We start from the raw sequence: 25,644 nt of genomic DNA, 5'->3' as shown, positions 1-25,644 counted from the left end.
AGCCCTTTCCCGGTCGGCCATCTAGGTCACGGCCACGTCGGCGAACGTGACCGGTGCCGGCAGGGGCGGGGGCGCGACCGCCGCAGCCTTCGCGTCGATCGGGTCGATGCCCTCGGCGATCTGCGCACGGGCGTCCGCGGCCATCTCGGGTGCCCGGGCCAGGGACACCGCATTTCCGGAGCCGAAGCCCCTCTCGCGACGGTTGCCTCGCACTTGGTAGAGCATCGCCCAACGCCTCGATCCGCTAGGCTCGATTACGAGGTCGAGGCCGCCGCCGTCGGCGTGCCGGCCGGGCTCGTTCAGCGTCTGGACCCTGCGAGCCGAAAGGCGGTTGAGCTCGCGCGCCATGTACCCGACCAGCTACCCCACCATTCGACGCCGATTGGCTCGGATCGTAGCGGACACCCGTGGAATTTTTTCCCGTGAGCGGCTTGCTATCGCAAGGGAAAATCGACAGTGGCGGACGTTGATGGATCGGACTTCGGCAGACACCCCTTCCGCGAGCTGGAGGTGTTCAGTCAATCAATCCGAATATCTAAAGGCTCACTACCTGTCAGAATCGACCCTATCGAAACGGTCTGAATTCTGGCTCCGTTATTTGGCGTATTCTAGTGTTTCAACAGCCTCTTTTTCGCCGGCACATGCTCGCGAACAGGCTTTGGGTCCACATATTTTACTCCCTCGGCAGGATCGAGATGGAACGATGCGCCGATGCAGTCTCGGCGGCGGTGATGATCCGCACGCGCGCAGCCAATAGAGATCATCGTCGCGATGGACTTGCCTGCCGCGCCCTCCGTCATGCTATGACCGTCCCGATACACGGCCGCGTCCGAGTTGCATGCGCGTGAGGCCACACACCGATGAGTAGGCGTCTGGCGGCGATCCTCGTGTCAACCGCTTCCGCCGCCTGCCCATCCGCTACGAGCGGCGCGGCGACATCTACGAGGCCTTCACAACCCTGGCCGCGAGCCTCATCACCCTCAAGCAGATCAAACGGTTCTGTTAGGCGCTCTTAGAAACCCGCTTCAGTAAGGCCTCGTCACGCGCGTCGTGGCGGGGCCTTGCCCGTTCCCTGACACTGGATTTTCCTCACTTCCCGATCTGATGCCGTGGCATTCGCCTCCGCCGATTGACGGAAGCGCCGCCTGTTAACTCGGTGTTAACCATTCGCGAGACGGTAATCGGTGGCTCAACACAGCAACGTTGAGTAGCGGATTGCAGCAATTCGTGATGTGGCGCCCGCGCTGCCAGCAGCAGGGGCGCGACGGGACGATCGGGGAGGACGAGATGGCGGCGGGAGCCTTGGCCGATCCGGCCGTCGATCCTCAGGTCGAAAGCCGACGCGCGCTCGCTCCGCCACTTCTGCTTGCCGTCGGGTGGATCGGCCTCTTCGCCTATTGTGCGGCTTACCTGACCGAGGATATGCCGTTCCGGAAGACGGCGACCCCGATGGTCGGTGAACCGCTGATCGACCAGACCGAGGATCTGCCGCGCCACATGATCGCGGTCGCGGCTCCCGAACCGGCCGTGCCTGCGACCCCGGCCGCGGCGACACCACCAAGCTCACAGGCCGTGATGGCGCAGGCCGCGGTGCCGGCGGCTCCGATTCGGCCGGCCCTCGCGGCAGATTATGTCGGAACCTGGGGCCCGACCGCGGAGGCCTGCGGCCTGCCCTCGCGGCGTCATGGTTACATCCAGGCGACGATCACCCCCGACCGCGCCAAAGCAGGCGACACCGTCTGCAGCTTCCGCGAGACCCACCGCGCCGGCAGCGGATGGACGATGGCGGCCGATTGCAGTGACCGCGACAAGCGCTGGTCCTCCCAGGTTCGGCTGATGGTGGATGGCGACCGCCTGACATGGTCGAGTGCCTGGGGGACCTCGGCCTATGTTCGCTGCAACCGCCGTTCCGGCTGAGCGACGGGCGCGGGGCTGCGCGAACAAGCGATACGCCGGAGGCACTCAAGCGGTCCGCGCCGCTGGGTCGTTCCTGAAAACGGACCAGTAACCTCGGCTCTTCTAAGATCCCCGCAGGATACCGTTCCCGGTCGATGCCTCCGCTGCCGCCGTCAGGGCCACACTGCGGGCGTCACGATCGGAAGGGCGAGCCGTAGCATCGATCCACAGTGCCGCCTCGCCGCGCCCTGACGAAAACGGTCGGCCGCCTTCCGGGAGCGGTGGGTCCGGGTGTCCCCTGCGTGCGGCGGTGCGAGAGGAGCCTCGACGGCTGATCGACGCGGATGCTCACGCGGCGCCGGAAGCGGCCCTGGCGGATCGTGCAGATTGTCCCGCATGATAGGCGGCTGCAGTCGTCACGCCGGGCCACGGGCTGCCTGTCAGCGGAAGCCCTGCGCCATCCTCTCGAGAGGGAGCGTCATGACCGAGACCATGAAGGGGCAGTCTGCGAACGACGCCCCGAGCTGGTGCAGCGGCCGTGTCGGGATTCCGGCTCGCGAATCCTGCGTCCGTCCGACCAGGCGCTGAACCGCGAGCCCGAGGGTGTCCTCGTAGGTCGTCCCTCCCGCGTCGCCCGCGGGCGCGTCGGCGCACAGCCTGGCGAATTCGGCGCGAAGATCGAGGTCGGGCATGGGCTCACCCTGAAAGGCTGTCGAGACCAGGGGACGCCGCCGTGGTTAACAAAGTCTTAAGCGCGCGATCGCCGCCTACCGAAGCCAGCGCTTGAGACGCTCGCGCAGGGGCGGCGTGACGGCCCGTCGCGCACGCGCTGCCGCAAAAGCGTCGATGCGGATCCGATCCGTGGGGACTTGGCGCAGGAACCGCTCGGCGATCTCGAAGAGAAACGCGTCCGGGTGCACCGCCTCGACATAGGCCCAATCGATATTCGCCGACCAAATCGCGTGCACTTCGGCGAACGTCTCCGCCAGCATGGCGGTGAGGCGCGCACCCGGGTTGTAGATGTACGAGTCGCCGAACAGCACCAACCGGCGGGGATCGGCGGCCTGAGGGTTGCGCAGCACGACCCGGGAGCCGACGAACAGCCCCCGGGGCCTGACCGTTCGACCGCTCTCACGGACATGCACCAGGGCGTTCGCGTCGATCCGTCCGGCACGCCTTGGGAAGTCGTAGGCGACGTAGTCCTCCGCGACCGCCGGGCTGAGCTTCTCGCCGAGGTCGAAGGTGAAGCGCTCCCGCGCATGTGTGCCCGCGAACACATGCTCGGCAACCGGGGCATCCAGGGCCTCGCAGAGAGCCCGGTAGGCGACGAGATACCCGCGATAGGACCAATGGGTATCGGTGCGCAGGTAGACGGGCTCTTCCGCCCGGGCTGCCAGGAGCGGCGCCATCAGGTCAACCATCGGGGTCTGCGTCAGCCGCGCCAGCCGGACCCCCGGCGGATCGTCGACACCGGGGAAGGGACGACCGAGCAGGTCCGGGTAGACCGCGAGCTTGTCGGGAACCACGGTGTGCGCGTGGCGGATCCCGAGCCGGTCCAGCCGGCGCGCGCGCCCGTCGATCAGGCGCGCCCAGCGCTGAAGGATCCGGCGGGAGGTGACGGTGTCGCCGTAGAAGGTTTCGACCTCCCGGGCCCGTCCGACCCAGTAAAGCCAGCCATCCTGCCCGACCGCTACGCCGTTGCCGCTCGTCATTCCGGGTCCATGCCTCCCGCCACTCGGCGACGCGTCGCGCGCCGGAGATCGGCCGACGGCCTCACCGGATCGCGACGGGATTGCAAGCTTAGACGGACAATGTGCGGGTGCGTCGGGCGGCGTGGAAAGGCGTCGTGCAGCACGGAAACGGATGGCGCTCATCGGTGGAGCGACGCGGGGCCGCGCCGGAAGAGACGCCATCAAAATCGGCCCCTGCGGAGTGCCAGCCCGCCCGCCGATCGCGCTGGTAGGGCGTTTTCCGGTCGCGTCCTTGCAATCCCGGGAAACCATATCGCGGTCCGCCGGGTAGTTCAGATCAGGCGCCGGGCTTCTGCGTCGCGAACCGGAGAGGGCACATGTCCGCGCTTTCGACCTTCATCGGCTGCATCCTCGTGCTGGGCGGCTTCGCGGCGGAGAAATTTGCCGAGCACCGATGGCTCGCCGCCGGCAGGCCCGCACCCCTCGACACGTTCGCCGTCCTGGCTCTGGCACTGCCTGCCGTCGGACTGACGCTGATGGCGACCCTCGCGGTCTGAGCCGTCCGTCACTCGGGCTCGGGACAGAACACGACACCGGCCGTTCGCTCCTTCCGCCAGATGAGCTTGACCGAATAGCGCGTCTCCGCGTTGGCCAAGACCAAGTCGAACGCGTCCTCCAGCATCACCGCCTGCGTGCCGAGAAATTCCAGCATCGCGCCACGATCGGAGATGTTCTTCACTTGGCAGGGAAAGCGCCACCCGTTCGCATGCTGCGCGAAAGCCAGCAGGGCGGTCGGCTTCCGCTCGGACGCGCGTCGCTCGACGAAGGTGCCGATGGACCTGCTGCTGTGGGACATGGCCGATGTTCCTGCCCCTTCCGACCAACGTGACGGGATCCCAGTCAATTTCTACTGGATTTACTAATACTTATTTTATGCTGTAGTTGGGACGAATTATTATTTTAGCGACATCGTCGAGGGGCGCCGAAGCGTCGAACTGGAACACGCGGCGAGTCCCGGCCGGTATCGGCGGCGGCCTACGAAGCGCATCGAAAGCCCGGCGCCGCCCGCGATCGCTGAATGCCTGCAGCCCGGGCGGCGCGCTCGTCCGCCCCGAAGACCGGCCTATCTTGCCGCGGGCCGGTACTTGCCGAGCCGGCGCGGGGGCTCGCGCTCCTGCAGGACATCCGGAGACGACCATGCGCAGCCGCCGAGGCCGGACGCTTCTGCCGCTTTTCGTGCTCGGGCTGGCGCCCGGCCTAGCGGTTCCCGCAGCTGCGGAGGCTCCTGGGCGGCCGCCGGACTCGGCGTCGACACCGCCATGGCCGCCAAACTTCTCCCGCGATGTCCAGGGCACCGGTCTGCCCGGACTCGACGGGGGCCACGTCTTCCTGTGGAACCGGCCACAGGTTTTCGACCCGGCCGCGACCCTGCGGGTCGACCGGCATGTGCCGGAGGGATCGGGCGAAGCCACGCACACCTACAAGGCGATCTGGGCGCTCGGCTCCACCGGCCCGCACAACGCGGGATACGAGTGGACGATCACGGGCGAGCTCCACAACCGCGCCCTCGCCAGTACCGGCGCGCAGAACGTCGCCGTCAACGGCACGATCTTCAAGGAAGCCAACGGGATCGGACCGGTCGGGCCGTCCTGGGCCGGCAACTTCAACTGCGTGGACACGACCGACGAGGCGGATCCGGTCGCCTCCTGCATCGGTGCCGAGATCGACGTCTCCGCGCAGTCGCCGACGACCGATCGCAACCGCCAGCGGGTCGGCCTGCAGATCTCCACGGGTGGCGTCGCGGGCGCCCATACCGGATACGGCATCCTGATGGGCAACCTCGCCGGCTCGATCACCGACCGCGGCCTCTCGTTTCAAGGAGAAGGAGTCTACGGCATCGGGATCGACGCCGCCGCGGCCCGTTTCACCGGCGTGCCCATCCTGCTGGGGCCGGGACAGGCGATCGGCCTCGACGGCTCGAAGGAGGGAGGCTTCTCCCGCAGCCTCGGTTTCGACGGGCGTGATCTGGTCTACGGGACGGGCGGTGGCCCGGTGTTCCGGGTGAGCGATGCCGGAGATGTCGAAGCGGCGTCCGTGCGCGAGACGCAGCCGCGGCCACCCCGCAGCAGCCGCGAACCCTGCGTGGCCGGCGACCATGCCTGGGACGAGGCCTACGAGTATCGCTGCGTCGCCACCGACCGGTGGAAGCGCGCCCCGCTCAGCGACTGGTGAGCGCCCCGAACCGCCAACCCGGCCGGGTCCCTCTGCCCGCCGGTGAGCGGCCTCGGCCGGCCGCCTCCTCGGGCCTCCAACGGTCTGGCGCCGATCCTGTGTCCGAAGCTGCAGGATGCTTTCGCGCAGCTGCGCCACACCGTCAGCCGTGCGATCGCTGCTGAAGTTCGCACCAGACGGGGGCGGGGCCGCGCGCCTTGGGTAGAGACCGGGCCGGGACGCGGTGAAGGGCGCACCGAGAGATTGGCGGTGCGGGCCGGAACAGCACTTCGGCGTGGCCTCCCTCCGATCCACGGCCAACGTCGCGGCATGTCCCGCCGTCGGGATCTGATCGGAGGCAGGGCTTCTCGCGCCACCCCCTTCGATCACGCGGCAGGTGACGCTCAGGCGACCTTGGCCGCCGGACCGGCCGGCCCGCCGCACAGGTCCGGAGCGCTGAGCATCGCCGCATAGTCGCTGATCGGACCGGGCTTGCCGAAGAGGTAGCCCTGCATCTCGCCGCAGGCTTCATCCGCCAGGAATCGGCGCTGCGCGGGGGTCTCCACGCCCTCGGCGACGACGCTCATCCGCAGGCTTCGCCCCAGGCTGAGCACGGCCCGCACGATCACCGCGGCCTGCGGGTCGGATTCGAGCTGTGCGATGAACGAGCGGTCGATCTTCATCTTGTCGAACGGGAACGCCTGGAGCGTCGCGAGCGAGGCGTAGCCGGTGCCGAAATCGTCCATGCTGATGCGGATCCCGAAGCTCTTCAGGCGGCGCAGGATTCCGATGGCCCGCGACATGTCGTTGATGATCACGCTCTCCGTGACCTCGAGCTCGAGCCGGTCCGGCGACAGCCCGGTCTCCGCCAGCACCGCCAGCACGGTCTCGGGCAGATCGGGCTTCAGCAGCTGGCGCGGTGACAGGTTCACCGAGACCTTCAATTCGGAAGCCCAGGATGCCGCCTCCCGGCACGCTTCGCGCAGCACCCAGTCACCGAGGGCGACGATGAGGCCGCTCTCTTCCGCCAAGGATACGAACACGGTCGGCGCGATCGGGCCGCGCACCGGATGGAGCCAGCGGACGAGTGCCTCGAAACCCAACAGCTTGCCCGACGCACCATCCACCTGCGGCTGGTAGTGCAGGTCGAGCGAGCCGTCCGCCAGAGCCTGCCGCAGATCGCTCTCGAGGGCATGGCGCTCTTCCGCCTCCTCGTCCATGTCGGTCGCGAAGACACGGTATGTGCCGCGGCCCTCGGCCTTGGCGCGGTACAGCGCGAGGTCGGCGCGCCGGTAGAGACATTCGGGGCTCGTCCCGTGCTCCGGCGCCAATGCGATACCGACGCTCAACCCAACGCCGATGCGAATCTCGCCGACCTGAATCGGCGCCTCGAACAGCGCGACGAGCTGCGCGGCGACATCGGCGGCTTCCTGTCGTCCTCCGGCGAGGAGGACGGCGAACTCATCGCCGCCGAGCCGCGCCACCACGCCGTCGCCGACGGCGATGCGCAGCCGGTCGGCCACGGCACACAGCAATATGTCGCCCACCTGATGGCCGAGGGTGTCGTTCACACCCTTGAAACCGTCGAGGTCGATGTACAGCACGGCGGCGGCCCCGCCCTTCGAGGCGATTTCGGACAGCCGGCGGTCGAGATGCTCGCGGAACAGGCCGCGGTTCGGCAAGCCGGTGAGGATGTCGTGCCGCGCCAGCCGCGCGATCTCCGCCTCCGCCTTCTTGCGCTGCGTGATGTCGGTGAAGGTCCGGACGAAGCCGCCCTCCGGCAGCGGGACGGTGCGGATCTCCAGCACGATGCCGTTCGGGCGCAAGCGCTCGTGGACATGCGCCTGTTCAGCGCCGCCGCGCTCGATCCAGTCTCGGAACGATCGGTCGGTCCGAATGCGCTCACGGTGACGGAGCTGGTGGCGCAGGACGGCCTTGTAGCTCGGACGATCCTGCATCATGGCGCGCGGCAGATCCAAGAGGGCCAAGGCGCGCTCGTTGCACACCTGAACGACCCCTCGAGCGTCCACCATGATGAGGCCCTGGTCCATGTTGTCCAGGGTCGCGTCCAGCAGCAGGGTCTTCTCGCGCAAGACGGTACTTTGGCGTGCCAGGGCGGCGTTGATCGTGCGCAGGTGGTCCAGCATGAGGGCGAGGGCGGCGAAGGCCAAAATCACCGCCATCAGGATCGCGATGCCGAGCGCCAGCGCACCGCGCGCAAGGCCGAGGTCCGGCGTCACCACCGCGGGATCCGGAACGGCGCGGGCCGCAGCCATGGCGAGGAAGTGCAGGCTGGCGATGGCGCCCGTGAGAACGGTGGCGGCGATGATCCGCGAACGCGCCTCCGCTCGGCGGATGTGGATCGCCAGGGCAGCTGCCGACAGGCCGCAGCCGCACAGTAGCGCCGCGCTGACCAGCGCCGGATCCCACGCGAAATGTCCTGGCAGCACCACGCCGGCGATGCCCAGGAAGTGCATGCAGGCAATGCCGCCGCCGAGGAGCAGGCCCGCGATAATCCCGGCCCAGGCCGCCCCGTGCGGAGCGGCGCGCATCAGCGCGAACGCCACCAGAGCGGCCGTGAAGGCTACGATCAGTGAGAGGAGCGTCGTCGCGGCCTCGTAGCCGATGACGACCCCTGGATCGTATCCGAGCATCCCGATGAAATGCGTGCTCCAGATGCCTGCACCGGCCGAGAAACTGGCGGCGAGGAGCCATGCCGTAGCCCAGGAGCCGCCTGACCGGACGCGCTGCTCAAGCTGGAGGGCGACACAGCAGGAGATCCAGCAGACGCAGGCCGCCAGCGGCAGCACCCACAGGGTGTGCTCGTCGGTCAGACAGGCAAGAGCGCGGTACATCGGGGGCCTCGCCGAGCGCCAAAACGCCCGGACGATATCGCCATCATACTAATTAGAAGTTGCATGTTGCTGGCGAGTTTCGCGCGGGCAGGATCCGCCGCTGTCTCATGGCGCCGGCGCGGCGCGCGTGACATTCCAGATCTCACCGAGAGCCCTGCTCCGCGCGGCACTCTCGAAACCACCCGTGCTTGGACCTACGATCCGAGGAATCCTGTCACAGCGGCGAACCACCGGCGACGGCAGATGCTGAAGCCAGATGCGATCAAGCGGGTTCGGTCAACGACGGACCGGAGGGCTCAACGCCCGGCCCGAAGGGTTGCGGCCGCCTTGACGATGGACAGGACGCTGGCCCGGGTCGTCTCGTCGGCGATGCTGGTGAACGCCATGACGAGTTCCATGACCTGCGGGTCCTCGAAGAACGTCCGCGTCAGCGTCTCCTCGGAGTCCGGCCCCGCCTGCCCGACGAAGAACGTCTCCACCGGCACGTGGAGCACGTCGGCGATCGCCTGGAGCCGGCCGACCCCGATCCGGTTGCGGCCCTTCTCGTACTTCTGGACCTGCTGGAAGCTGACGCCCAGCGCCTGACCCAGCGCGGACTGGCTGAGACCCTGAGCCTTGCGCAGTGTGGCGACCAAGCCGCCGATCGTGCGGTCGGCCTCGGTGGTGAGCTTCGGGCTGATGGTCGTCGTCATCTGGGTGAGCGCCTTCGCGTGGTCGAGGTTGCCTCATGTCAGGCGCTGTCTAACCCAATTGCGGTCAACTCAGTTTCGCACAATAGAACAACCCGAGCGTGCACCCAAGACATGCCTCCACCAGTTTGCCTGGAAATTGGGTGGAACGGTCTGCCCATCTCAGTAGTCTGCGCGGGAATGAACAATCGAGCGACAGGCGGTCGCGCCATCGACACAGGATGAAGCGAACTGTGCCGACCAATCGAAGCGAGGGGTCGCCGAACCGGACGCGCGTGATCGACGAAGCCTGTGGATCCATTTGGTGTCTGCTCCACGATACTCCGCGTGCCGATACTGTGCAGCGGGACGATTGCGCGAAAGGGACATGCTCACGCAATCCGACCGGATACAGCGCAAACAGTACGCAACCATCGATTGCAATCGAGTGACAATCCTGTCGGTCTTCGGACGAGGATGACGGCCGTGCAGAAGCAGAAACTCGATCACAGGGACCTGACGGCGATCGCGATTGCAATCGAGTGACAATCCTGTCGGTCTTCGGACTGACGGCCGTGCAGAAGCAGAAACTCGATCACAGGGACCTGACGGCGATCGCGGCCGGCGCCGCTCGTGTCGGCATCTCCCGCTGCGGCAACAGGGGCGCCGGTCGGCCGAGGGGCTGCCGGTTGTTGCGACATCGGGCTGGTTTTGCAGGGGCGCGTGACAAGGTTGGCGCACGACTGCCCGCTGCGCGCCAGCAGAGATGGTGATGCCCTCCGCCGCGCGTCCTCCGGCGCTGCGAGACGGCGAGGGCAGCGGTTGAGTAAACTCTCCGAGTACAACTTTAAGATACAATCAACCTTTCAATCAGAAGCTGTGCGCATCGGAAGTCTCTGGGCACCGGAGGCTTCACACCCAACCTCAGTAGAGGAGTTGCAGATGCGTGAAGTCGCCATCGCGTTGATGGAAGCATCGACACGAAAGAAGAGACCGATCCGCCCTCTTCGTGCTGCAGCTTATTTGGTTTGCACCGGGCTCTCGGGAGGTCTGTTCACGTCCCCAGCCCAAGCCCAGCTTCTGCGGGGCACCCTTGATACGTCCGGCGGCGGCATCCTCGGGACCGGGCTTGGGATCAGCACGAGCGCGCCGGGAAGTGGCCTTCTGGGCACTGGCCTGCAGGTCAGCACCGGTGGGACGGGACTTCTGGGTACGGGTTTAGGACTGGGCACCACTGCGCCGGGCAGCGGTGTACTCGGCACAGGCCTGCAGGTCGGCACGAGCGGGACAGGGGTTCTCGGAACCGGGCTGCTGGTCGGTACGACGGGGCCGGGCGACGGTCTGCTCGGTACGGGCCTCACGCTCGGAACCGCCGGCACGGGCGGCGGGTGCGGTACCTGCGGCGGTGGCGGGACCGGCGGTGGCGGGACCGGCGGCGGCCAGAACGTCTTCATCCTGACCGGAAACGTCACGCAGTCTCAAGGTCAGACCGTCGTGTCCGACCTGCGTCTGACCTCGTTCTCGGAGATCAGCGGCGTCGCGGCCAACAACACCAGCGGCCAGGCGGGCCCGAGCGCCACCGGCGGCGACGCGCTGGCCGTCGGATACGGCGCGAGCGCGTCCGGCACGGCCGCGACCGCCGTCGGAACCGGTGCGAGCGCGTCCAATACCGGCAGCGTCGCCCTCGGCTATGCCGCGGCCGCACAGGGCGTCGGCAGCACGGCGATTGGAACGGCCTCCGCGGCGCTCGGAGATGGGAGCACCGCCCTGGGCTTCGCTGCCGGAGCGACCGGCTCGGGATCCACGGCGATCGGCGCGGCCGCGTCGGCGGCCGGGAACAGCAGCGTCGCCCTCGGCAACGGTGCCGGCGCCGATCAGGGGAACGCGATCGCCATCGGCGCCAACGTGAAGACCACCCGGGCTGGCCAGGTCGCGATCGGCAACGCCGGCAACACCTACACGCTGGCCGGCATCGCCTCCCAGGCGAGCGCCGCGGCTCAGAGCGGTCCGACCAACTTCGTGACGACCGACGCCAACGGCAACCTCGCGGCGTCTGCCTACGGACCCTCCACCATCGCAGGATTGGGCAGCCGCATCGACTCGGTCCAGTCGCAGGTCAACAATCTGGAAGCCAAGACGGACGCCGTGCAGCGCTACGCCATCCAGACCCGCAAGGAGGCCCGGCAGGGAGTCGCCATGGCGATCGCCATGGCCACGGCCCCGATGCCCTCGGCCCCCGGCAAGACGACCTGGGCGACCAACGGGGCGACGTACCGCGGCGAGTGGGCAGGCGGCGTCGCGATCGCGCACCGGCTGCCGACCTGCTGCGTCCCGATCGCCGTCACCGCGGGTGTGGCCTATGGCGGCGACAACGCCCTCGGTGCCCGGGCCGGCCTCGCCGGCGAGTTCTGAGACGACCGTCCTGTCGCCCTGGCCCGCAGCGCTGTGGGATCGTGAGGCTGCGACAGGCCGTGCGGTGCGACTCGTTCAACCCCGCTCGGCGGTCGCCTGCACGAGTTCGAGCAGGCGACGTCGCTCGGCGGGATCCTGAATGCGGCGATAGGCGCGCAGCAACGCTGCGCATTGGCGCTCGCGGTCTTCGTCGGTGGCCGATGATCCATCTTCGGGTGGGAGCGGCCCGCGAACCGTATCGTACAGGCTGGACTCGGGCACCTGCAGTGCATCGGCGACCCGCCTCAACAACCGCACCCGGCGCGCCCGCTCGGACGCCGCGGTCCCGGTCGCCGCAACGAAGTCGGCGGCGCGCACCTTGCCGTCATCGTGCTTCGCCATTCCGGGTCCGCCGCTGGCCGTCATTGCTCGGATCGGATACCGTGGTGGCGAAGTCGCGCAAAATTGTGTTCGTGTCCTCACGTTGAACTGCGAGACAGCCGGACGGTGCATGTCCCGGAAGACACCCGGAATTACTCTGTGGTCACGGCCGCTGCCTGTGGCTTCGCTCAGCATCGGCGTCTGGGAGGCCGATCTGGAGGCGGATCGAACGCGCGGCGACGTCGTCATGGCCCGCCTGTTCGGCCTGTCGGAGGAAGAGGCTGCGGAGGGCGTCACGATCGCGCGTCTCCTGTCCGCGTTCCATCCGGACGATCTGATGCGGGATATGGAACGCCGTCGCCTCGTGCTGGAACAGGGCGGCGTCTTCGTCTGGGAACACCGGGTGGTGCCGGCGCCGGGGATCGTCCGGTGGGTCCTGGCGCGTGGCCACTACGCTCGGGATCCGCGTGGCCGGATGTTCGGGCGCGGCATCGTCATCGACGTCACCGACAGCCGGAACGACGGGCATACCGATGGGCCGGCACGCTTCCTGACCACACCGGAGCATCCGGGATCGAACTTGGAGCGCATGACCGAGCGCGCGCTGGAGATCGAGCGGATCATTCGTGATCTCGACGTCCAGGCTGCCAAGGCGCTCCGGCCGCTCATCGAGCCTCTGCTGCGCGAACTGGGTCGGCAGATTGCGGCCTCGCTGGCGGAGTCATCGATGCTGGCCGAGCCGGTGCCGGATCTCACGGTGCACTGACCGCAGCGTTCAGGCCGCATGCCTGACCTCGTCCGCAGCGGAGAAGCGTCTCAGGCTTCTTGACCGGCGGCCTCTGCGAGGGTGAGAAGGCGCTGTCGCGTCTGCGGATCACGGATACGCCTGTAGGCGTCCAGCAGAGCCAAGCAGTCATGATCGAGGTCGATGTCGGGGCTGAAGTCGTCGTCGCGGTTGGCCCGCCTGAATGACGTGACAGCCGTGGCCGGTCCGTACAGCACGACCGGCGGGACTTGAAGCGCTTCCGCGATCCGGCCCAGAAGTCGACCGCTCGCCGAATTCTTGGTCGTGACCGGACTGTGTTGGACCTCGTCCTGCCGGTGTTCCTTGTGCTCGGAGTGGGCGGACGACTGCATTTTCGACTCCACCGCGGCCTCCGTTCGTATACCCGACAACGCCACGAGGGAGCATCACCGGGCATGGTGCGATCCGCTCACTAGCGTATAACACGCCTAGGTTGCAAGTCCAAGACATCGACCACTGTGGATTTCAAAGTAACTGTCGGTACAAGGGACTGATCTGCTTTAGGGGCGCCATTCTCAGGCTCCTGAGTGTTGAAAATATTCGGGGCGCTGCGACCCGCTCAATGCGGAGCTTTCCTCAGTCATCGAGCGATAACGATAAGATCAATGGCTCGCTTCGGTGCGATGCGCGGCGATCGGGACTATTACGTTCGCGCGCTCGCGAATGGCTGCGTGAAAAAGGCGCCTTACGCACCCCTGAGACCGGCAGGACCGTTGCCCGATCGCGCCTTCATCGGATTGCTTCACGACGGACCGCCAACCTCGCCAGTCGAGAGCGGGACACCGACCCACCCTCCGGCCAGGGCATGTGCGCTCGGGTTGCGCGGGTGCAAGCGGCGGGACTGGCGCATACCGTTCGGCGCATCGTGTCGTCGCCCGCCGCTTCACTGCACGAGGACAGCCTGATCGCACCGGGTACCGTCGACCGTCACGTCTACGTAACCCAGACGGACGCCGAGCAGCTTCAGCACATTGTCGAGGATGAGGTCGAGCGTCGGCGTCACTGCCGAGAGCACGGGGAGGAGCAGCGGCTTCAGAAGCGTCAGGAGCACCAGATCCTGGCCGTCGACGCTCAGGTTGAGGCTCTGGATCAGGCTGCCGGTCAGCGACGTGGTGAGGCCGGTCGAAGTGACGGTGCGGGTGACTTGGTTGGCGATGTCGATATCCGAGAAGGTGAGGGTCTGCGGGTTCGCCGGCGCGACGGTCGTTCGCGCCAGTGCCTTGACCCAGATCAACGGCAGGTTGATCAGGGGCGCGGGTTGGGACAGGTCCGGCGTGGCTGCCCCGACCGCGATCGCGGAGTAGGGCACTTTGGCGACCGCCAGCGTGAGAAGACCCGGCTGAGCGTCGATCGTCACCTTGCGCTGGCTCGGATCCGACCAGGGGCAGGTCACCGATTTCAGCGTGGCCGTCGCTGGAGCGACCTCGGCGTAGATGGGCAGGTTGATGGTGCCCAGGCCCAGCGGCGCCGTGATCGTCACCTCGATCAGCAGGCGCGTCTGCGCGGTGTGGATGGTGGCGTTGCTGGTACCGGGCTGGACCCAGCTCGAACTCTGCCGGCGCTCGCCGACGGCGAGCGTCACCCGCGCGGAGAGAAGCCCGGCGAGGCTGGCACCGAGATCGACCGAGATCTGGCGCTGCCCGTTGGCCACTGAAGCGGCGTCGGTGATGAGGTTGAGCAGCGGGACCTTGGGGCCCGCGCTGCCGCGTGCCGGCCCGAGATTGGCGGCGTCGCCCAGGTCGACGATCTGCGCGAGCGGCACTGTCGCTCCGGCGCCTGCCGACCCGGTCAGGTTGCCGAGCAGCGTGCCGAGCGCGCTGAGGACCGGCGCCGCGTTCAGTTCGCCGCGGGCCGCGACCTGGAGAGCCGATACGACCTGACCAACACTGGCGTTCGACTGGAGGATGTCGTTGTAGCTCGCTGCCTGCAGGTTGAGGCTGGTGGCGAGCGCGTCGAGGAAGCGGAACGCATCCACGCGCGCGCCCGCGAGGGCGTTGTAATCCATCACGCTGAGCGACAACCGCGTGCCGAGCAGGGCGCCAAGCAGGGCGTTGGCGATGCCGCCGTTCAACGCGACCGTGCCTGACCCGATCGAGAAGGTGGCGAACTGCGCTTGAGCCGCCGTGCCGGTGACCCGGATCGGCACGACGGGCGCAAGGCCGAGCACGCGCGCGAAGTGGGTGCGCGCCGAGGTCTGGAGCGCCACCCGGACGGCGTTGGCTGGCGATGCGCCGGATTGGAAGCGATCGGCGGGTGCGACTTGAGCCCTCGCGGCATAAGCACCCGCCGTCACGGCGATGGGACTGCCCGTACTGTAGCCGTTGTCGGAGAGCGACTGCCGGGCCAGCGTGTCGGCCCGAGCGGGATTGGCTGCGGCAAGCATGGCGGCGACGTCGACGGCACCCTGTGCCTTGCGCCGAGCCTGGAAGACGATGCCGAGATCGATGCCGATCGCGCCCGCGCCCATCAGCAGCGCGCTGCCGAGGGCGATCAGGATTGCAACGTTGCCACCGCGCTCGGCTCCGAACCGCCAAAACCTGCGCTGCGGCCGCGCTCTGCTCATAGGCCTCCCTTCCGTACGCTCACCGTGCTGCGCAGCAGGGTGGGCAGCATCGGGAGCAGGCGCGAGAAGGCGTTGATTCCCAGGCTTGTCGTGTCGAGCGTGATGGTGACGGTGTAGATCGTGGCGTCGTTGGGATCCGGTCCGACCTGAACGGCCACGCTGCCCGGCCGGAACATCGCCCCGGAGGCGAGGTTCCGATCGACCGTGTTCTGGGCCAGGGTCGCGCGTTCCGAATCCGTGACCCCGGCCACGGAAGCACGCGCCGCCTCGGCAGCGATCTGCCGCAAGTTGTTGGCGGCCCCGAGGCAGATCCCGAACACCGTGATACCGGCGAAGAGGAGCAGGACTACGGGGGCGATCAGGGCGAATTCCACCGCCGAGCCACCCCGGTCACAGAGCCACGCCGAACGCAGGCCGCGCCGAAGCAAACGCCGCAAAGCCATGGGCCGCCCTCCGCGAATCGCGCAGCCTGCGGGCTGCACAACCCATGGTGGCGTTCAGATGCTAATCAAAAGTTGCATCAATTGACAGAAAGACAACTATTGAGCAAAGTTTTGCGAGAGCGCTCGGCTTCGGGAGCGCTCATTCTCGGGGGGCAGTACCGGTGCTGTCTCAACGCGAATTCGGCATGCATGGCACGAACATGCTCACCAATCAGAACCCGAGGATGACTGCGATTGCTGCTGCGCTTCCAGCGAGCCGGCTGAGCAGCAACGCCGTCGACACCAGTTGCTGCCACAGCAACGCGACCGCGATGAATCAGCCGACGACGGCTGCCATCGCGACGGGGATGATGCTGCTCGGGGCTCCTGCACTCGCAGGGCGTTCGAGGGGGCCAACCGACCCGAGCGAGGCGACGGGCGCGAGGCAGACCGCGATCAGCTTCAGTGGATGCGATCACTCGGGACGTCTGCGGTCATACCACGTGCCAGCAGGCGACCGGCCACCGCCAAGGCCTGTCGCAGGGTTGGCAGCAGCTCCTTGGCGCCGTCTTCCTCGATCAGCCCGTGTGCCATCAGGAGATGGTCCGCAACAGCCTCCAGGACGGAACCCGGCGGTGTCGCGGGATTCATCGGAGGCGGAACGAACCGTGCGAGTGTCCCACGGACGGTTGGAGGCATGGTGGTGTCGTGAGCCACCTCGGTGATCGAGCCGAGAAACCCGAGGAATGTCCGCGCGGGCGGCCCGTAGGACGGAACAGCCCCGATCACCACCCAGGTGTAGCTCCCATCGGTACGGCGAAGGCGGGCGTTGAGGGTGTACTCGCTCTGCTGATCGAGGGCCGTCCGCAGGAAACTCGTGGCGCCCGCGAAGTCGTCGGCGTGGAGGCAGCGAGACCAGCCATGCTCCACCGCCTCGGCGGCCGCTTGGCCCGTGAAGGCGCTCCATTCGGGGCTGACGTAACTTACTCCGCCATCGGCATTCGCCACGAAAATCATCCGGGATACTCTCGGGCGCCCAGCCGAATTGTCTGTGATCGGTCCCGCGCGCGATTGCGCTTGGATACCGTCCCTTTCAGTCTTGGACGGATGAAAAGCTTCGCCCGTTCGCCGTTCAGAACGAGGCTTGTCGGGATCGTGCGAGCCGCGTTGCAGCGACGGGCTACGATGACCTGTCGTCTACATGCGTCAAGTTCCACTGACGGTGCGTCCGCTGGCTGACCAATCGGGACGGCTGCCGGCGCACGGTCCGCGCGGGATGCGCCCTGACGATTTCTGGCGAGGCCGCTTCCTGTCGGTCGAGACGCGCTCAGTTCATGTGCCGGCGTCGGTCCTGAACCGCCCGCTGCGCCAACTTGCGGCCCAAGGCGATCAGCAGCGCATCTGCCAAGACCTTCAAGGCCGGATCCGACATCTCGGCGATCGACTGTTGTGCGGCGATGGCGTGATCGGCGGCACGATCGAGGGGCGCCTCCTCCGGAACGCTCTCCGCCTCGTTGAACGTCCCCTCGCTCATCCGCATCCGGCTGATGTCGACGAGGATCCCGCTGCCGACCAGGGGCCTGCCATCCGCATCGCTCGTGAAGCGCCCGCGCGCCAGCACCCACCGGGTGCGCCCGTCGATCGAGTTCACGCGGTACTCCGTGAGATACGTGCTCCCCTCTTGCGCGCTTCGCCGAACCAGTGCGAGGACCCGGTCTCGATCATCGGCATGGATACCATCGACGAACGACGACAGCGGGACACCATCCTCGGCTTCCTCGGGGAGCAGGTTGAACAGCAGCGCGACGAACGCATCCGAACGCACGCGATCCGTCGCGGCATCCCACGCCCACCGTCCGATGACATCGAGGGCATCGAGCGCGTGCTGGAACGTGTCCGGACTAGGCTGAACTCCGAGGGATCTGGTTTTCGGCATTGCGCCACCTGCGTCAGTCGGAAGGCCGGGATAGGTAACGGATGCGCGTTTGAAACCTCAAGAAGAAACTATGATTTATTGCAACTGTTGCGTGTGGACCACTGCCATGCGATCGCGGCGCCCATGCGCATGATCATGGCCGATGCGGCATGCGCCGTCGCCGATCTCTGCGAAGTGCACGCATCCTGCGATCGCGGAGCGCGGAACCGGTCAGGTGGTCGAATGCCGGGCATCTCCGAGGTCGGCGAGCGGCGAGCGCCCGATCCGGCGCAGCGCCGGTGGTCCGGCGGGCCGCAGACGGCCCCCGGCAGTGGCCGCAGCGCGTCGAGCCGCAGGCCTGCTCTGCTCACGTCGCGACGCTGAAGGGCGCGCATGGTCTATCGTCGACCTCCGTCGATCAAGTCGGCAGAAGGCTCTGCCGATGCGACACGCGCCTACGTGCTTCTGACGTTGACCGCCTTGGTCTGGGCTGGAAATGCCGTCGCCAGCAAATGGGCTGTCGGCCAGGTGTCACCGTTGGCACTCACGGGTTTGCGCTGGCTCGTCGCCTGCCTCGCGCTTGTCCCGCTCGCCGGTCGACGCGTTTCCCGCGAGTGGCGGATTCTGCTGCCGAGCTGGCGCCGGATCCTCCTCATGGGCGGCTGCGGCTACACCGCGTTCAACGCCCTCTTCTACGTCTCCGGGACCTACACGAGCGCGGCCAATCTCGCTCTCATCCAGGGTGCAATTCCCGTCCTTGTCTTGATCTGCAGCCGTTTCGTGTACCGGACACCGGTCGGATCCATGCAGATCGTCGGTGTCACGGTCACCCTCCTCGGGGTCGTCGTCGCAGCGTCCCACGGCGACCTTGGCGTGCTGCGCACGATGGCCTTCAACACGGGCGACGTCTTCATGCTCGTCGCCTGCGTCTTCTACGCGGGCTACACCGTGGCGTTGCGCGGTCGGCCCGCAGTCTCCGGGATCACCTTCTTCGCCGCCATGGCGGCGGTGGCGTTCGTGACGTCACTGCCCCTGGTGGCGATCGAGTGGGCTCGCGGTCACTTGGTGGCGCCGACGGCGCTGGGCTGGGTGATCGTCGTTTACGTCGGCCTCGGACCGTCACTGATCTCTCAGCTCTGGTTCATGCAAGGCGTCGAATTGATCGGTCCAAATCGAGCTGGGATCTTCGTCAACCTGCTGCCAGTCTTCGGCGCAATCCTCGCCGTCGCCCTTGTCGGCGAACCGTTCCGACTGGACAACGCCGTGGCCCTCGCGCTCGTTCTCGGCGGGATCTTCATCGCGGAACGGCAGGGACGGGGGAAGCCGCAGGCGCCCTGATGCGGCTCTGCGCAGTCGCCGCCACTCGGCCGGCCGGATCCTTCACCTCGGCGGACGGACGTGCCGCCCACCCGACATGCGATGTCGCGATCATCCGCACGCGCAGGGCGAGCAGCAGCGCCGCCGAGACGACGGCCAGATTGCCGCCCAGGGGGGCTGCTGCGAGAGCCAGAACGAAACCGTGATGCCAGCGCGCGCTGAGCGCCACGGCGCCCCCGAGAGACGCGCGCGCGATCAGGATCATGATGCGGCTCGACCGACCAGGCATCATGCAACGCCTGTCACAGGTATCACCTGCAAGTTGTAAATTGCTCGCGCAGGGCGGCGGTGCTTCCACGCCGCGGCGATCGGCTGACGGAGTCGCGCGATGAGTGAGGCGGCGTGACCTGACCAGACCGCGCCCCTTGACCGGGGTGCGTCAGCAGGCGCTCATTGAGACGATGCGCACGCGCCCCACGCTCCCCGACGACGCTCCACGCCCGACCTACCGGCTGGCGGACGCGGCACGGCGCACACGCCCCGCGGGGCGTTCGGTCTCCGGCTTCTGGGGCTCGATCCCGGGGTCGAGCCTGTGACCGGCTGGGCGACGGCGACCGGGACGTTCGACCTCGGCGATCTGCCCCTTCAATCGGGTGCGGTGTTGCCGGGCGCGCATCTGCGGTGGAAGACGCACGGGACGCTGTCCCCCGCCCGCGACAACGTCGTGCTCTACCCGACGAGCTACTCGGCCCAGCATCCGGATCTCGAATGGCTGATCGGGCCCGATGGGGTGCTCGATCCGGGTCGCTGGTTCATCGTCATCCCGGATATGTTCGGCAACGGATTGTCGTCGAGCCCGTCGAACACGCCGGACTGGCCCGGCCTCGTCACCGCCTGGGACAACGTCCACGCGCAGCGCCGCCTGCTCGCGGAGGTCTGGGGGATCAAGCGCCTGCACGCCGTCTACGGCTGGTCCATGGGGGCACAGCAGGCCTACCATTGGGCGGCCCTGTTTGCCGACGACGTCGCCCGCGCGGTGATCAACTGCGGCAGCGCCCGCACCGCCACCCACAACCGGGTCTTCCTGAAGGGGCTGATGGCGGTTCTGGAAGGGGCACCGGAGCATCGCGGCGCCGGACGCTTCGCGGCCGAGCCCGTGGCCGCGCTGCGGGCCTTTGCGCGCATCTACGCGGGCTGGGGGCTCAGCCAGGATTTCTACCGGGCGGACCTGCACCGCACCGCCTGCGGCGCGCCGGACCTCGACACCTTCCTCCGCACCGACTGGGAAGAGCGCTTCGCCCGCCGCCGCGCCGCCGACCTGTACGCGCAGCTGTGCACCTGGGAAGCGGGCGACATCAGCCGCGACCCGCGCTTCGGCGGCGACCTGACGCGGGCGCTCGGCGCGATCGCGGCCCGGCTGCTGCTGATGCCGGGGGAGACCGATCTCTATTTCCGCGTCGCCGACAACGCCGCCGAACTCCCGCACCTGCGCGATGCCATCCTGCGGCCGATCCCGAGCATCTGGGGCCACCGGGCGGGCAACCCGTCGACCAATCCGGTCGATGCCGCCTTTCTCCGCGAGACCGTGCGGACCTTCCTCGATGGGTCTGCCGGGACGGCAGACTGATCATCGGGGCTGCGACGGTGCCGGCAGCCTCCCGCGCACGGCAGGTCTGCCCCCGGCTGGGAAAACCGGGGCCTGTGACCGTGTTAGACCGTCTTGCGCACCATCCGCGGCGCGCGTGATCGCTCGGAGGACCTGATGGAATACAGGCAGTTCGGACGTTCCGGCCTCACCGTGCCGGTGCTCAGCTTCGGCACCGGCACCTTCGGCGGGACGAATGCGTTCTTCGAGCGCTGGGGCCAGACGGACGTGGCCGAGGCGACCCGCATGGTCGACCTCTGCGTCGATTCCGGCGTCAACTTCTTCGACACGGCCGACATCTACTCGGGTGGCGCGTCGGAGGAGATCCTGGGGCAGGCCCTCAAGGGAAAGCGCGAGCGGGCGCTGATCTCCACGAAGGCGACCTTCCGGTTCAGCGACGACCTGAACCAAGTGGGCTCCTCGCGCTACCATCTGGTCCGCGCCTGCGAGGCCAGCCTGAAGCGGCTCGGCACCGATCATATCGACATCTACTTCATGCACGGCTTCGACGCGGTGACCCCCGTGGACGAGACCCTGCGGGCGCTCGACGATCTCACGCGGGCGGGCAAGATCGGCTACATCGGCGCCTCGAACTTCTCGGGATGGCAGCTCATGAAGGCGCTCGCCACCTCAGAGCGCTACGGGCTGGCCCGCTACGTGGCCTATCAGGGCTACTATTCGCTGATCGGCCGCCACTACGAGTGGGAGCTGATGCCGCTCGGCATCGACCAGGGCGTCGGCCTGATGGTCTGGAGCCCGCTCGGCTGGGGCCGCCTCACCGGCAAGATCCGTCGGGGACAGGCCAACCAGAGCGGCCGCATCGCCGCCGGGGGCGCCGAGGGCGGACCGCCGGTCTCCGACGAGGCCCTTTTCAGCGTGGTGGACGCCCTCGACGCCGTGGCGGCCGAGACCGGCAAGACCGTGGCGCAGGTGGCGCTCAACTGGCTTCTGGCTCGTCCGACCGTGTGCAACATCGTGGTCAAGCCCGGACGGAGGAGCAGCTGAAGCAGAATCTCGGCGCCCTCGGCTGGAGGCTGACGCCCGAACAGGTCGCCCGCCTCGATGCGGCAAGCCAGGAGACGCCGATCTACCCCTACTGGCACCAGAAGGGGTTCGACGAGCGCAACCCGAAGCCGACGACCTGGTAGGCGCTCGACCGGGTCGCAGCGCGCCCGGAGATCGACATGCGAGCCCGCGGCGCGATCATGCGCCGTAGGCTGGTGCCGCGACCAAGCTCCGCCCGACAGCGCTGCACCTCGGAGGAGCAGACAGTCAGTGCGGGACTGCGATGCTTGCAGGCTACGGAGCTGTCGACGGTTCCTGATCCCAGGCTCGTCTTTGGGAGTTCGGAACGGAGGCTCGGGCGCGACCCGCCTCTACTGGGCCAGCGTACGCAGCTCGCCGCGGGCGAGGCCGAGCACCGTCCTGGCGAACAGCCAGAGGATGACCAGGGTGGCCAGCCCCAGCAGGGCCAGCGCGGCGGCATCCGCCAGAAGCCCCGGCATGGCGTTCGCCACGCGCAAGGCCGCCACCGATGCGGCGGCGAGGGGGAAGCTCACGCCCCACCACGACACGCGGAACGGGCAGGCCCAGCCCAGCCGGGCGAGCTTCGGCAGCAGCACCGCGAGCAGGAACAGAGCGACCGCGAAGAGCGCCTCCGCGAAGGTGTCGATCGCGCCCGTGGTCGCCACGTAGGCCGAGAACCCGACCGCGAAGGGCGCGACGAGGATCAGCAGCGACGGCTGCAGGCCGGCGGGCAGGGGCGCCTCGAACAGGAGCCGGGACAGGATCAGCGTGAACAGCGGCAGCGCGAAGAACAGGCCGACGGCGAGACCGAACATCATCACGCCGTGCATCGGCGGCAGGCCGAGGCTCGGGAGCGCCAACGGGACGTCGAGGAGGCCGACCACCGGTACGATCCAGGCCGGCGTGGCGTGGGCGACCTGCTGCCGGTCGCTCAGCCACCGCGTCACGATCAGCCACGCGAACACGCTCATGCCCACCGCGCCGACGACCCAGACAGCCTGCGCCAGGGTAAGGTTCACCCGCGCCAGCGGGATCGGCAGGAGCAGCAGGCTGATCAGCGGCGTGCCGAACAGGTTGCCGGCGATCGGGTGCTGGAACTCGGCGCGCACGGCCCGAGGCGCGATGGCGATCTTAACGGCGTAGCCCGCGGCGATCAGGACGAAGGCGGCGGAGGCGGTCAGGCCGACGACCGGCCCGATCCAGGCGGGCGCGCCGTAACGCGTCTGCGCCAGCGTCCAGGCGACGCTCAGGCCCGTCAAGCCCATGACGGCGGCGAACAGGCCGACCGGCAACGCTTCGAGCTGCCGCCATCCGCCGGGCGGCGGCGTCGCCGGGCTCGGGTCGCGATGCGCCGTCAGCGCGGCCTCGGATGCGGGGGCGCTCGGCTCGTCCCGGACGACATCCAGCATCCACGGTCTCCAACTCACGATTGCGCGGGTGCGTCCTTGCAACAGGGGCGCACTCGGATAAGGGGCGCAAAATGCTGGCGACTGCAACTTCCACGCGCCGGCCCGCGCTGCTCCGGCCGGGACCGCAACCCTCGGGCGGGCAGCCGTCCCCCCGGGCGGTCAGGCGGAGCCGAGCTTGGTGTTGGCGACTGGAAGCGCGCGGATCCGCTGGCCGGTGAGCGCCGCGATCGCGTTGAGGATCGCGGGCGGGACGCCGGGCAGCCCCGGCTCGCCGACGCCTCCCATCGGCGCGCCGCTCTCGACGATGCGCACGTGGACGGCCGGCATGTGCTCGCGCCGCAGGATCGGATAGGTGTCGTAGTTCTGCGATTGCCGGACGCCGTCGCGGTAGACGATCTGCTCGAACAGGACCGACGAGACGCCGAGCGCCGCGGCCGACTCCACCTGCGCCTTGACGATCGCCGGATTCACGACGCTTCCGGGGTCGAAGGCGATCCAGAGGTTGTGGACGCGGGCTTCTCCGCCCTCCACCGAGACCTCGGCGATCGTCGCGGTCTCCGACCCGAACGGCGAGGCCATGGCGATGCCGCGGGCCCGCATCCCGCCCTCGGCCCGGTAGGGGCCGCGCTGCCAGCCGCCCGACATCTCGGCCGCCGCCGACAACAGCGCGGTGTGGCGCGGGCTGGCCTTCACCAGAGCCATGCGCAGCGCGAAGGGATCCTGCCCTCCGGCCTGGGCGATCTCGTCGAGGAAGCTCTCGTAGAACGCGTCGTTCATCGAGTGTCCAACGGAGCGCCAGAACGCGATATTCACCGGGTGCGCGACCTTCGCGAAGGTCATGCGCCGGTTCTGGACGGCGTAGGGCTTCTCGACGATGCCCTCCACCGCGGAGGGGTCGACCGGCGTCTTCATCATCATGCCGAAGTAACGGCCGATCGGCCCCTCGCCGACGGTGCGCACGTCGATCGCGGTCGGCTGGCCGGCGGCGTCGAGGGCCGCGCGGAAGCGGCTGAAGCTCAGGGGCCGCACCGCGTCGCGGCTGAATTCCTCCTCCCGGGACCACAGGACCTTCACGGGGCGACCGGTGGCCTTCGCGAGCAGGATCGCCTGCGGGAACGGGTTGCCGGCATCGTAGGTGAAGTGCCGCCCGAAGAAGCCGCCGAGCATCGGCGAATGGATCCGCACCTGCGCCGGCTGCAGCCCCGCGACCTTGGCCGAGACGGCTTGGAAGATCTCGGGCATCTGGTTCGGCAGCCAGACATCGAGGGTCCCGTCGTCGTTGAAGCGCGCGATCGAGGAGGGCGGCTCCAGCTGCGCGTGCGCCAGATACGGGGCCTCGTAATCCGCCGCCACGACCTTGGCGGCCTTCGCGAAGGCGCCGGCCACGTCACCCTCTTCCTCGGCCACATGGCCCGGATCCGTCGAGCCCTTCAGCGCCGCGAGCATGCCCTCGGACGAGAAATCCGCCGCGACCGTGTCGATGCCGCCCGGCTTCGGCGCCGACCAGTTCACCTGGAGGGCTTCGACCGCCTTCCGGGCCCGCCACCAGCTGTCGGCGGCCACGGCCACCGCGCCCGGCAGGCGGTGCACGGAATGCACGCCCGGCAGGGTGCGGATCTCGGCCTCGTTCCTCAGCGACTCCGGCTCCGTCCCGAGATGGGGGGCGTGCTGCACGGCGGCGTAGAGCATGCCGTCCACCTTCTGGTCGATCGCGTAGATCGCCCGCCCGGTGGACTTGTCGCGCACGTCGAGGCGCGGGACGGGTTGGCGGATGTAGCGGAAGGTCTTCGGATCACGCAGCGGTACGGATTCGTTCGGCTTCAGCTTCAGCGCGTCGGCCGCCAGGTCGCCGTAGGCGATGGCGCGGTTCGTGGCCGCGTGCAGCACGACGCCGTCGCGGGTGGTGAGTTCGCCGTCCTGCACCTTGAGCCGGGCCGCCGCGGCGCGGATCATCATGTCGCGCGCGGTGGCGCCGAGGCGGCGCATGACCTCGTAGCTCGACCGCGTGGAGAAGCTGCCGCCGGTCATGCGGAGGCCGTTGACGACGGCGTAGTCGGGTCCGGGCGGCGCGCATTCCACGACGAAGCGAGACGGCGGCACGTCGAGCTCCTCGCCGACGATCTGCGCCATGCCGGTGGCGATCCCCTGGCCGCCCTCCACGAAGGGGCTCAGGAGCTTGATGGTGCCGTCCGGGTGGATCTCCAGGAAGGCGGGGACGCGCGTGCCGGGCTTGGGGGCAAGGGCGCCCGCGCCCTCCGCGGGGCCCTGGGCCTGGGCGCGGGCGCCGCGGACCGGCAGGGCGGCGCTGAGGATAAGGGCGCCGCCGGCGGTGAGCAGGCCGCGCCGGGACGGTGCCGAAAGGCCAGAACCGCCGGGGGCCGCCGTGCGGCTCGGATCGACGACGGCGATGCCGTGAGCAGCGCGTTCGAAATGCAGGTCCATGGCGGCG

Annotated in this window: 23 protein-coding genes and 2 pseudogenes; 9 read left to right on the top strand and 16 right to left on the bottom strand. The window is 68.3% G+C overall.

Translation table 11 applies throughout. The features are described from left to right. Positions 1 to 21 precede the first annotated feature (21 nt). Positions 22 to 348, bottom strand: coding sequence for an Arm DNA-binding domain-containing protein (locus MMSR116_RS10795; protein ID WP_010683158.1), 327 nt, complete (start codon positions 346 to 348; stop codon positions 22 to 24). A 260-nt stretch (positions 349 to 608) separates the two neighbouring features. After that, positions 609 to 800 carry a hypothetical protein gene (locus MMSR116_RS10790; protein WP_010683159.1) on the bottom strand — a complete coding sequence of 64 codons (192 nt, stop codon included), beginning with the start codon at positions 798 to 800 and terminating at the stop codon, positions 609 to 611. A gap of 92 nt (positions 801 to 892) precedes the next feature. Here MMSR116_RS10790 and MMSR116_RS10785 point away from each other — a divergent pair. Together MMSR116_RS10785 and MMSR116_RS10780 are read left to right on the top strand one after the other, a co-directional pair. Then, positions 893 to 1,006: pseudogene (locus MMSR116_RS10785) on the top strand (IS5/IS1182 family transposase); the annotation flags it as partial. Between the two features lie 209 nt (positions 1,007 to 1,215). Next, on the top strand, positions 1,216 to 1,917 hold the full coding sequence (locus MMSR116_RS10780) for a peptidase inhibitor family I36 protein (protein WP_244625637.1): 702 nt from the start codon (positions 1,216 to 1,218) through the stop codon (positions 1,915 to 1,917). Positions 1,918 to 2,336: 419 nt separating this feature from the next. Here MMSR116_RS10780 and MMSR116_RS10775 read toward each other — a convergent pair whose 3' ends face one another. Together MMSR116_RS10775 and MMSR116_RS10770 are read right to left on the bottom strand one after the other, a co-directional pair. Then, on the bottom strand, positions 2,337 to 2,588 hold the full coding sequence (locus tag MMSR116_RS10775) for a hypothetical protein (RefSeq protein WP_158168820.1): 252 nt from the start codon (positions 2,586 to 2,588) through the stop codon (positions 2,337 to 2,339). A gap of 75 nt (positions 2,589 to 2,663) precedes the next feature. Next, entirely contained in the window at positions 2,664 to 3,608 is a 945-nt protein-coding gene (locus MMSR116_RS10770; RefSeq protein WP_158168818.1) for an alginate O-acetyltransferase AlgX-related protein, read from the bottom strand. Positions 3,609 to 3,964: 356 nt separating this feature from the next. On the opposite strand from MMSR116_RS10770, the gene MMSR116_RS10765 reads away from it, so the two are divergent. Then, the gene (locus MMSR116_RS10765) at positions 3,965 to 4,144 is read left to right on the top strand and encodes a hypothetical protein (RefSeq protein ID WP_158168816.1); all 180 of its coding nucleotides are present in this window, start codon (positions 3,965 to 3,967) and stop codon (positions 4,142 to 4,144) included. 8 nt (positions 4,145 to 4,152) lie between these two features. Here MMSR116_RS10765 and MMSR116_RS10760 read toward each other — a convergent pair whose 3' ends face one another. Then, complete coding sequence (locus MMSR116_RS10760) at positions 4,153 to 4,443, bottom strand: PilZ domain-containing protein (RefSeq protein ID WP_158168814.1); 291 nt, start codon at positions 4,441 to 4,443, stop codon at positions 4,153 to 4,155. Between the two features lie 341 nt (positions 4,444 to 4,784). Between MMSR116_RS10760 and MMSR116_RS10755 the strand changes: the two genes are divergently transcribed. Then, positions 4,785 to 5,819: a hypothetical protein gene (locus MMSR116_RS10755; protein WP_158168812.1), complete on the top strand. Its 1,035-nt coding sequence runs from the start codon at positions 4,785 to 4,787 to the stop codon at positions 5,817 to 5,819. A 383-nt stretch (positions 5,820 to 6,202) separates the two neighbouring features. On the opposite strand, the gene MMSR116_RS10750 is transcribed toward MMSR116_RS10755, so the two are convergent. After that, positions 6,203 to 8,653, bottom strand: coding sequence for a bifunctional diguanylate cyclase/phosphodiesterase (locus MMSR116_RS10750; RefSeq protein ID WP_158168810.1), 2,451 nt, complete (start codon positions 8,651 to 8,653; stop codon positions 6,203 to 6,205). 296 nt (positions 8,654 to 8,949) lie between these two features. Then, a complete protein-coding gene (locus MMSR116_RS10745) occupies positions 8,950 to 9,345 on the bottom strand; it encodes a helix-turn-helix domain-containing protein (protein WP_158168808.1) in 396 nt (131 codons plus the stop codon). 999 nt (positions 9,346 to 10,344) lie between these two features. Here MMSR116_RS10745 and MMSR116_RS10740 point away from each other — a divergent pair. Continuing rightward, a complete protein-coding gene (locus MMSR116_RS10740; protein WP_244625636.1) occupies positions 10,345 to 11,733 on the top strand; it encodes a hypothetical protein in 1,389 nt (462 codons plus the stop codon). Positions 11,734 to 11,808: 75 nt separating this feature from the next. On the opposite strand, the gene MMSR116_RS10735 is transcribed toward MMSR116_RS10740, so the two are convergent. Then, the gene (locus tag MMSR116_RS10735) at positions 11,809 to 12,114 is read right to left on the bottom strand and encodes a hypothetical protein (RefSeq protein WP_158168804.1); all 306 of its coding nucleotides are present in this window, start codon (positions 12,112 to 12,114) and stop codon (positions 11,809 to 11,811) included. A 157-nt stretch (positions 12,115 to 12,271) separates the two neighbouring features. Here MMSR116_RS10735 and MMSR116_RS10730 point away from each other — a divergent pair, with 157 nt between their 5' ends. Beyond that, the gene (locus MMSR116_RS10730; protein WP_244625635.1) at positions 12,272 to 12,859 is read left to right on the top strand and encodes a PAS domain-containing protein; all 588 of its coding nucleotides are present in this window, start codon (positions 12,272 to 12,274) and stop codon (positions 12,857 to 12,859) included. A 50-nt stretch (positions 12,860 to 12,909) separates the two neighbouring features. Here MMSR116_RS10730 and MMSR116_RS10725 read toward each other — a convergent pair whose 3' ends face one another. The 5 genes from MMSR116_RS10725 to MMSR116_RS10705 form a co-directional block, all read right to left on the bottom strand. Next, on the bottom strand, positions 12,910 to 13,230 hold the full coding sequence (locus tag MMSR116_RS10725; protein ID WP_158168800.1) for a hypothetical protein: 321 nt from the start codon (positions 13,228 to 13,230) through the stop codon (positions 12,910 to 12,912). A gap of 551 nt (positions 13,231 to 13,781) precedes the next feature. After that, positions 13,782 to 15,461 carry a TadG family pilus assembly protein gene (locus tag MMSR116_RS10720; RefSeq protein ID WP_158168798.1) on the bottom strand — a complete coding sequence of 560 codons (1,680 nt, stop codon included), beginning with the start codon at positions 15,459 to 15,461 and terminating at the stop codon, positions 13,782 to 13,784. Beyond that, the gene (locus tag MMSR116_RS10715; protein WP_158168796.1) at positions 15,458 to 15,904 is read right to left on the bottom strand and encodes a TadE/TadG family type IV pilus assembly protein; all 447 of its coding nucleotides are present in this window, start codon (positions 15,902 to 15,904) and stop codon (positions 15,458 to 15,460) included. The genes MMSR116_RS10720 and MMSR116_RS10715 overlap by 4 nt, the downstream gene beginning before the upstream one ends. Positions 15,905 to 16,345: 441 nt before the next feature. Beyond that, positions 16,346 to 16,900, bottom strand: coding sequence for a PAS domain-containing protein (locus tag MMSR116_RS10710; protein ID WP_158168794.1), 555 nt, complete (start codon positions 16,898 to 16,900; stop codon positions 16,346 to 16,348). A gap of 310 nt (positions 16,901 to 17,210) precedes the next feature. Continuing rightward, entirely contained in the window at positions 17,211 to 17,819 is a 609-nt protein-coding gene (locus tag MMSR116_RS10705; protein WP_158168792.1) for a PAS domain-containing protein, read from the bottom strand. Between the two features lie 372 nt (positions 17,820 to 18,191). On the opposite strand from MMSR116_RS10705, the gene MMSR116_RS10700 reads away from it, so the two are divergent. Further along, a complete protein-coding gene (locus MMSR116_RS10700) occupies positions 18,192 to 19,136 on the top strand; it encodes a DMT family transporter (protein WP_158168790.1) in 945 nt (314 codons plus the stop codon). Here MMSR116_RS10700 and MMSR116_RS10695 read toward each other — a convergent pair. Next, positions 19,093 to 19,380 (bottom strand): hypothetical protein, encoded by a 288-nt coding sequence (locus tag MMSR116_RS10695; RefSeq protein WP_158168788.1) that lies wholly within the window; start codon positions 19,378 to 19,380, stop codon positions 19,093 to 19,095. The genes MMSR116_RS10700 and MMSR116_RS10695 overlap by 44 nt on opposite strands. A 327-nt stretch (positions 19,381 to 19,707) precedes the next feature. On the opposite strand from MMSR116_RS10695, the gene MMSR116_RS10690 reads away from it, so the two are divergent. Together MMSR116_RS10690 and MMSR116_RS10685 are read left to right on the top strand one after the other, a co-directional pair. Next, complete coding sequence (locus tag MMSR116_RS10690; RefSeq protein WP_158168786.1) at positions 19,708 to 20,742, top strand: alpha/beta fold hydrolase; 1,035 nt, start codon at positions 19,708 to 19,710, stop codon at positions 20,740 to 20,742. Positions 20,743 to 20,877: 135 nt separating this feature from the next. Further along, positions 20,878 to 21,908 (top strand): annotated as a pseudogene (locus MMSR116_RS10685) (aldo/keto reductase). A 228-nt stretch (positions 21,909 to 22,136) separates the two neighbouring features. On the opposite strand, the gene MMSR116_RS10680 reads toward MMSR116_RS10685, so the two are convergent. After that, complete coding sequence (locus MMSR116_RS10680) at positions 22,137 to 23,195, bottom strand: SLAC1 anion channel family protein (protein ID WP_158168784.1); 1,059 nt, start codon at positions 23,193 to 23,195, stop codon at positions 22,137 to 22,139. Positions 23,196 to 23,354: 159 nt separating this feature from the next. After that, on the bottom strand, positions 23,355 to 25,637 hold the full coding sequence (locus MMSR116_RS10675; RefSeq protein ID WP_158168782.1) for a xanthine dehydrogenase family protein molybdopterin-binding subunit: 2,283 nt from the start codon (positions 25,635 to 25,637) through the stop codon (positions 23,355 to 23,357). Between the last annotated feature and the right edge of the window lie 7 nt (positions 25,638 to 25,644).

This window comes from Methylobacterium mesophilicum SR1.6/6 (assembly GCF_000364445.2).
In the GTDB taxonomy this organism is placed as follows: Bacteria; Pseudomonadota; Alphaproteobacteria; order Rhizobiales; family Beijerinckiaceae; genus Methylobacterium; species Methylobacterium mesophilicum_A.
The sequence above is the reverse complement of the archived record's forward strand: the minus strand, read 5'-3'. Positions and strand labels throughout refer to the sequence as shown.

What these genes read in the sequence shown, in the direction of transcription:
- MMSR116_RS10795 (WP_010683158.1), bottom strand. Translation starts at nt 348, where the DNA reads ATGGCGCGCGAGCTCAACCGCCTTTCGGCTCGCAGGGTCCAGACGCTG.
- MMSR116_RS10790 (WP_010683159.1), bottom strand. Translation starts at nt 800, where the DNA reads ATGACGGAGGGCGCGGCAGGCAAGTCCATCGCGACGATGATCTCTATT.
- MMSR116_RS10775 (WP_158168820.1), bottom strand. Translation starts at nt 2,588, where the DNA reads ATGCCCGACCTCGATCTTCGCGCCGAATTCGCCAGGCTGTGCGCCGAC.
- MMSR116_RS10770 (WP_158168818.1), bottom strand. Translation starts at nt 3,608, where the DNA reads ATGACGAGCGGCAACGGCGTAGCGGTCGGGCAGGATGGCTGGCTTTAC.
- MMSR116_RS10765 (WP_158168816.1), top strand. Translation starts at nt 3,965, where the DNA reads ATGTCCGCGCTTTCGACCTTCATCGGCTGCATCCTCGTGCTGGGCGGC.
- MMSR116_RS10760 (WP_158168814.1), bottom strand. Translation starts at nt 4,443, where the DNA reads ATGTCCCACAGCAGCAGGTCCATCGGCACCTTCGTCGAGCGACGCGCG.
- MMSR116_RS10755 (WP_158168812.1), top strand. Translation starts at nt 4,785, where the DNA reads ATGCGCAGCCGCCGAGGCCGGACGCTTCTGCCGCTTTTCGTGCTCGGG.
- MMSR116_RS10750 (WP_158168810.1), bottom strand. Translation starts at nt 8,653, where the DNA reads ATGTACCGCGCTCTTGCCTGTCTGACCGACGAGCACACCCTGTGGGTG.
- MMSR116_RS10745 (WP_158168808.1), bottom strand. Translation starts at nt 9,345, where the DNA reads ATGACGACGACCATCAGCCCGAAGCTCACCACCGAGGCCGACCGCACG.
- MMSR116_RS10735 (WP_158168804.1), bottom strand. Translation starts at nt 12,114, where the DNA reads ATGGCGAAGCACGATGACGGCAAGGTGCGCGCCGCCGACTTCGTTGCG.
- MMSR116_RS10725 (WP_158168800.1), bottom strand. Translation starts at nt 13,230, where the DNA reads ATGCAGTCGTCCGCCCACTCCGAGCACAAGGAACACCGGCAGGACGAG.
- MMSR116_RS10720 (WP_158168798.1), bottom strand. Translation starts at nt 15,461, where the DNA reads ATGAGCAGAGCGCGGCCGCAGCGCAGGTTTTGGCGGTTCGGAGCCGAG.
- MMSR116_RS10715 (WP_158168796.1), bottom strand. Translation starts at nt 15,904, where the DNA reads ATGGCTTTGCGGCGTTTGCTTCGGCGCGGCCTGCGTTCGGCGTGGCTC.
- MMSR116_RS10710 (WP_158168794.1), bottom strand. Translation starts at nt 16,900, where the DNA reads ATGATTTTCGTGGCGAATGCCGATGGCGGAGTAAGTTACGTCAGCCCC.
- MMSR116_RS10705 (WP_158168792.1), bottom strand. Translation starts at nt 17,819, where the DNA reads ATGCCGAAAACCAGATCCCTCGGAGTTCAGCCTAGTCCGGACACGTTC.
- MMSR116_RS10700 (WP_158168790.1), top strand. Translation starts at nt 18,192, where the DNA reads ATGGTCTATCGTCGACCTCCGTCGATCAAGTCGGCAGAAGGCTCTGCC.
- MMSR116_RS10695 (WP_158168788.1), bottom strand. Translation starts at nt 19,380, where the DNA reads ATGATCCTGATCGCGCGCGCGTCTCTCGGGGGCGCCGTGGCGCTCAGC.
- MMSR116_RS10680 (WP_158168784.1), bottom strand. Translation starts at nt 23,195, where the DNA reads ATGCTGGATGTCGTCCGGGACGAGCCGAGCGCCCCCGCATCCGAGGCC.
- MMSR116_RS10675 (WP_158168782.1), bottom strand. Translation starts at nt 25,637, where the DNA reads ATGGACCTGCATTTCGAACGCGCTGCTCACGGCATCGCCGTCGTCGAT.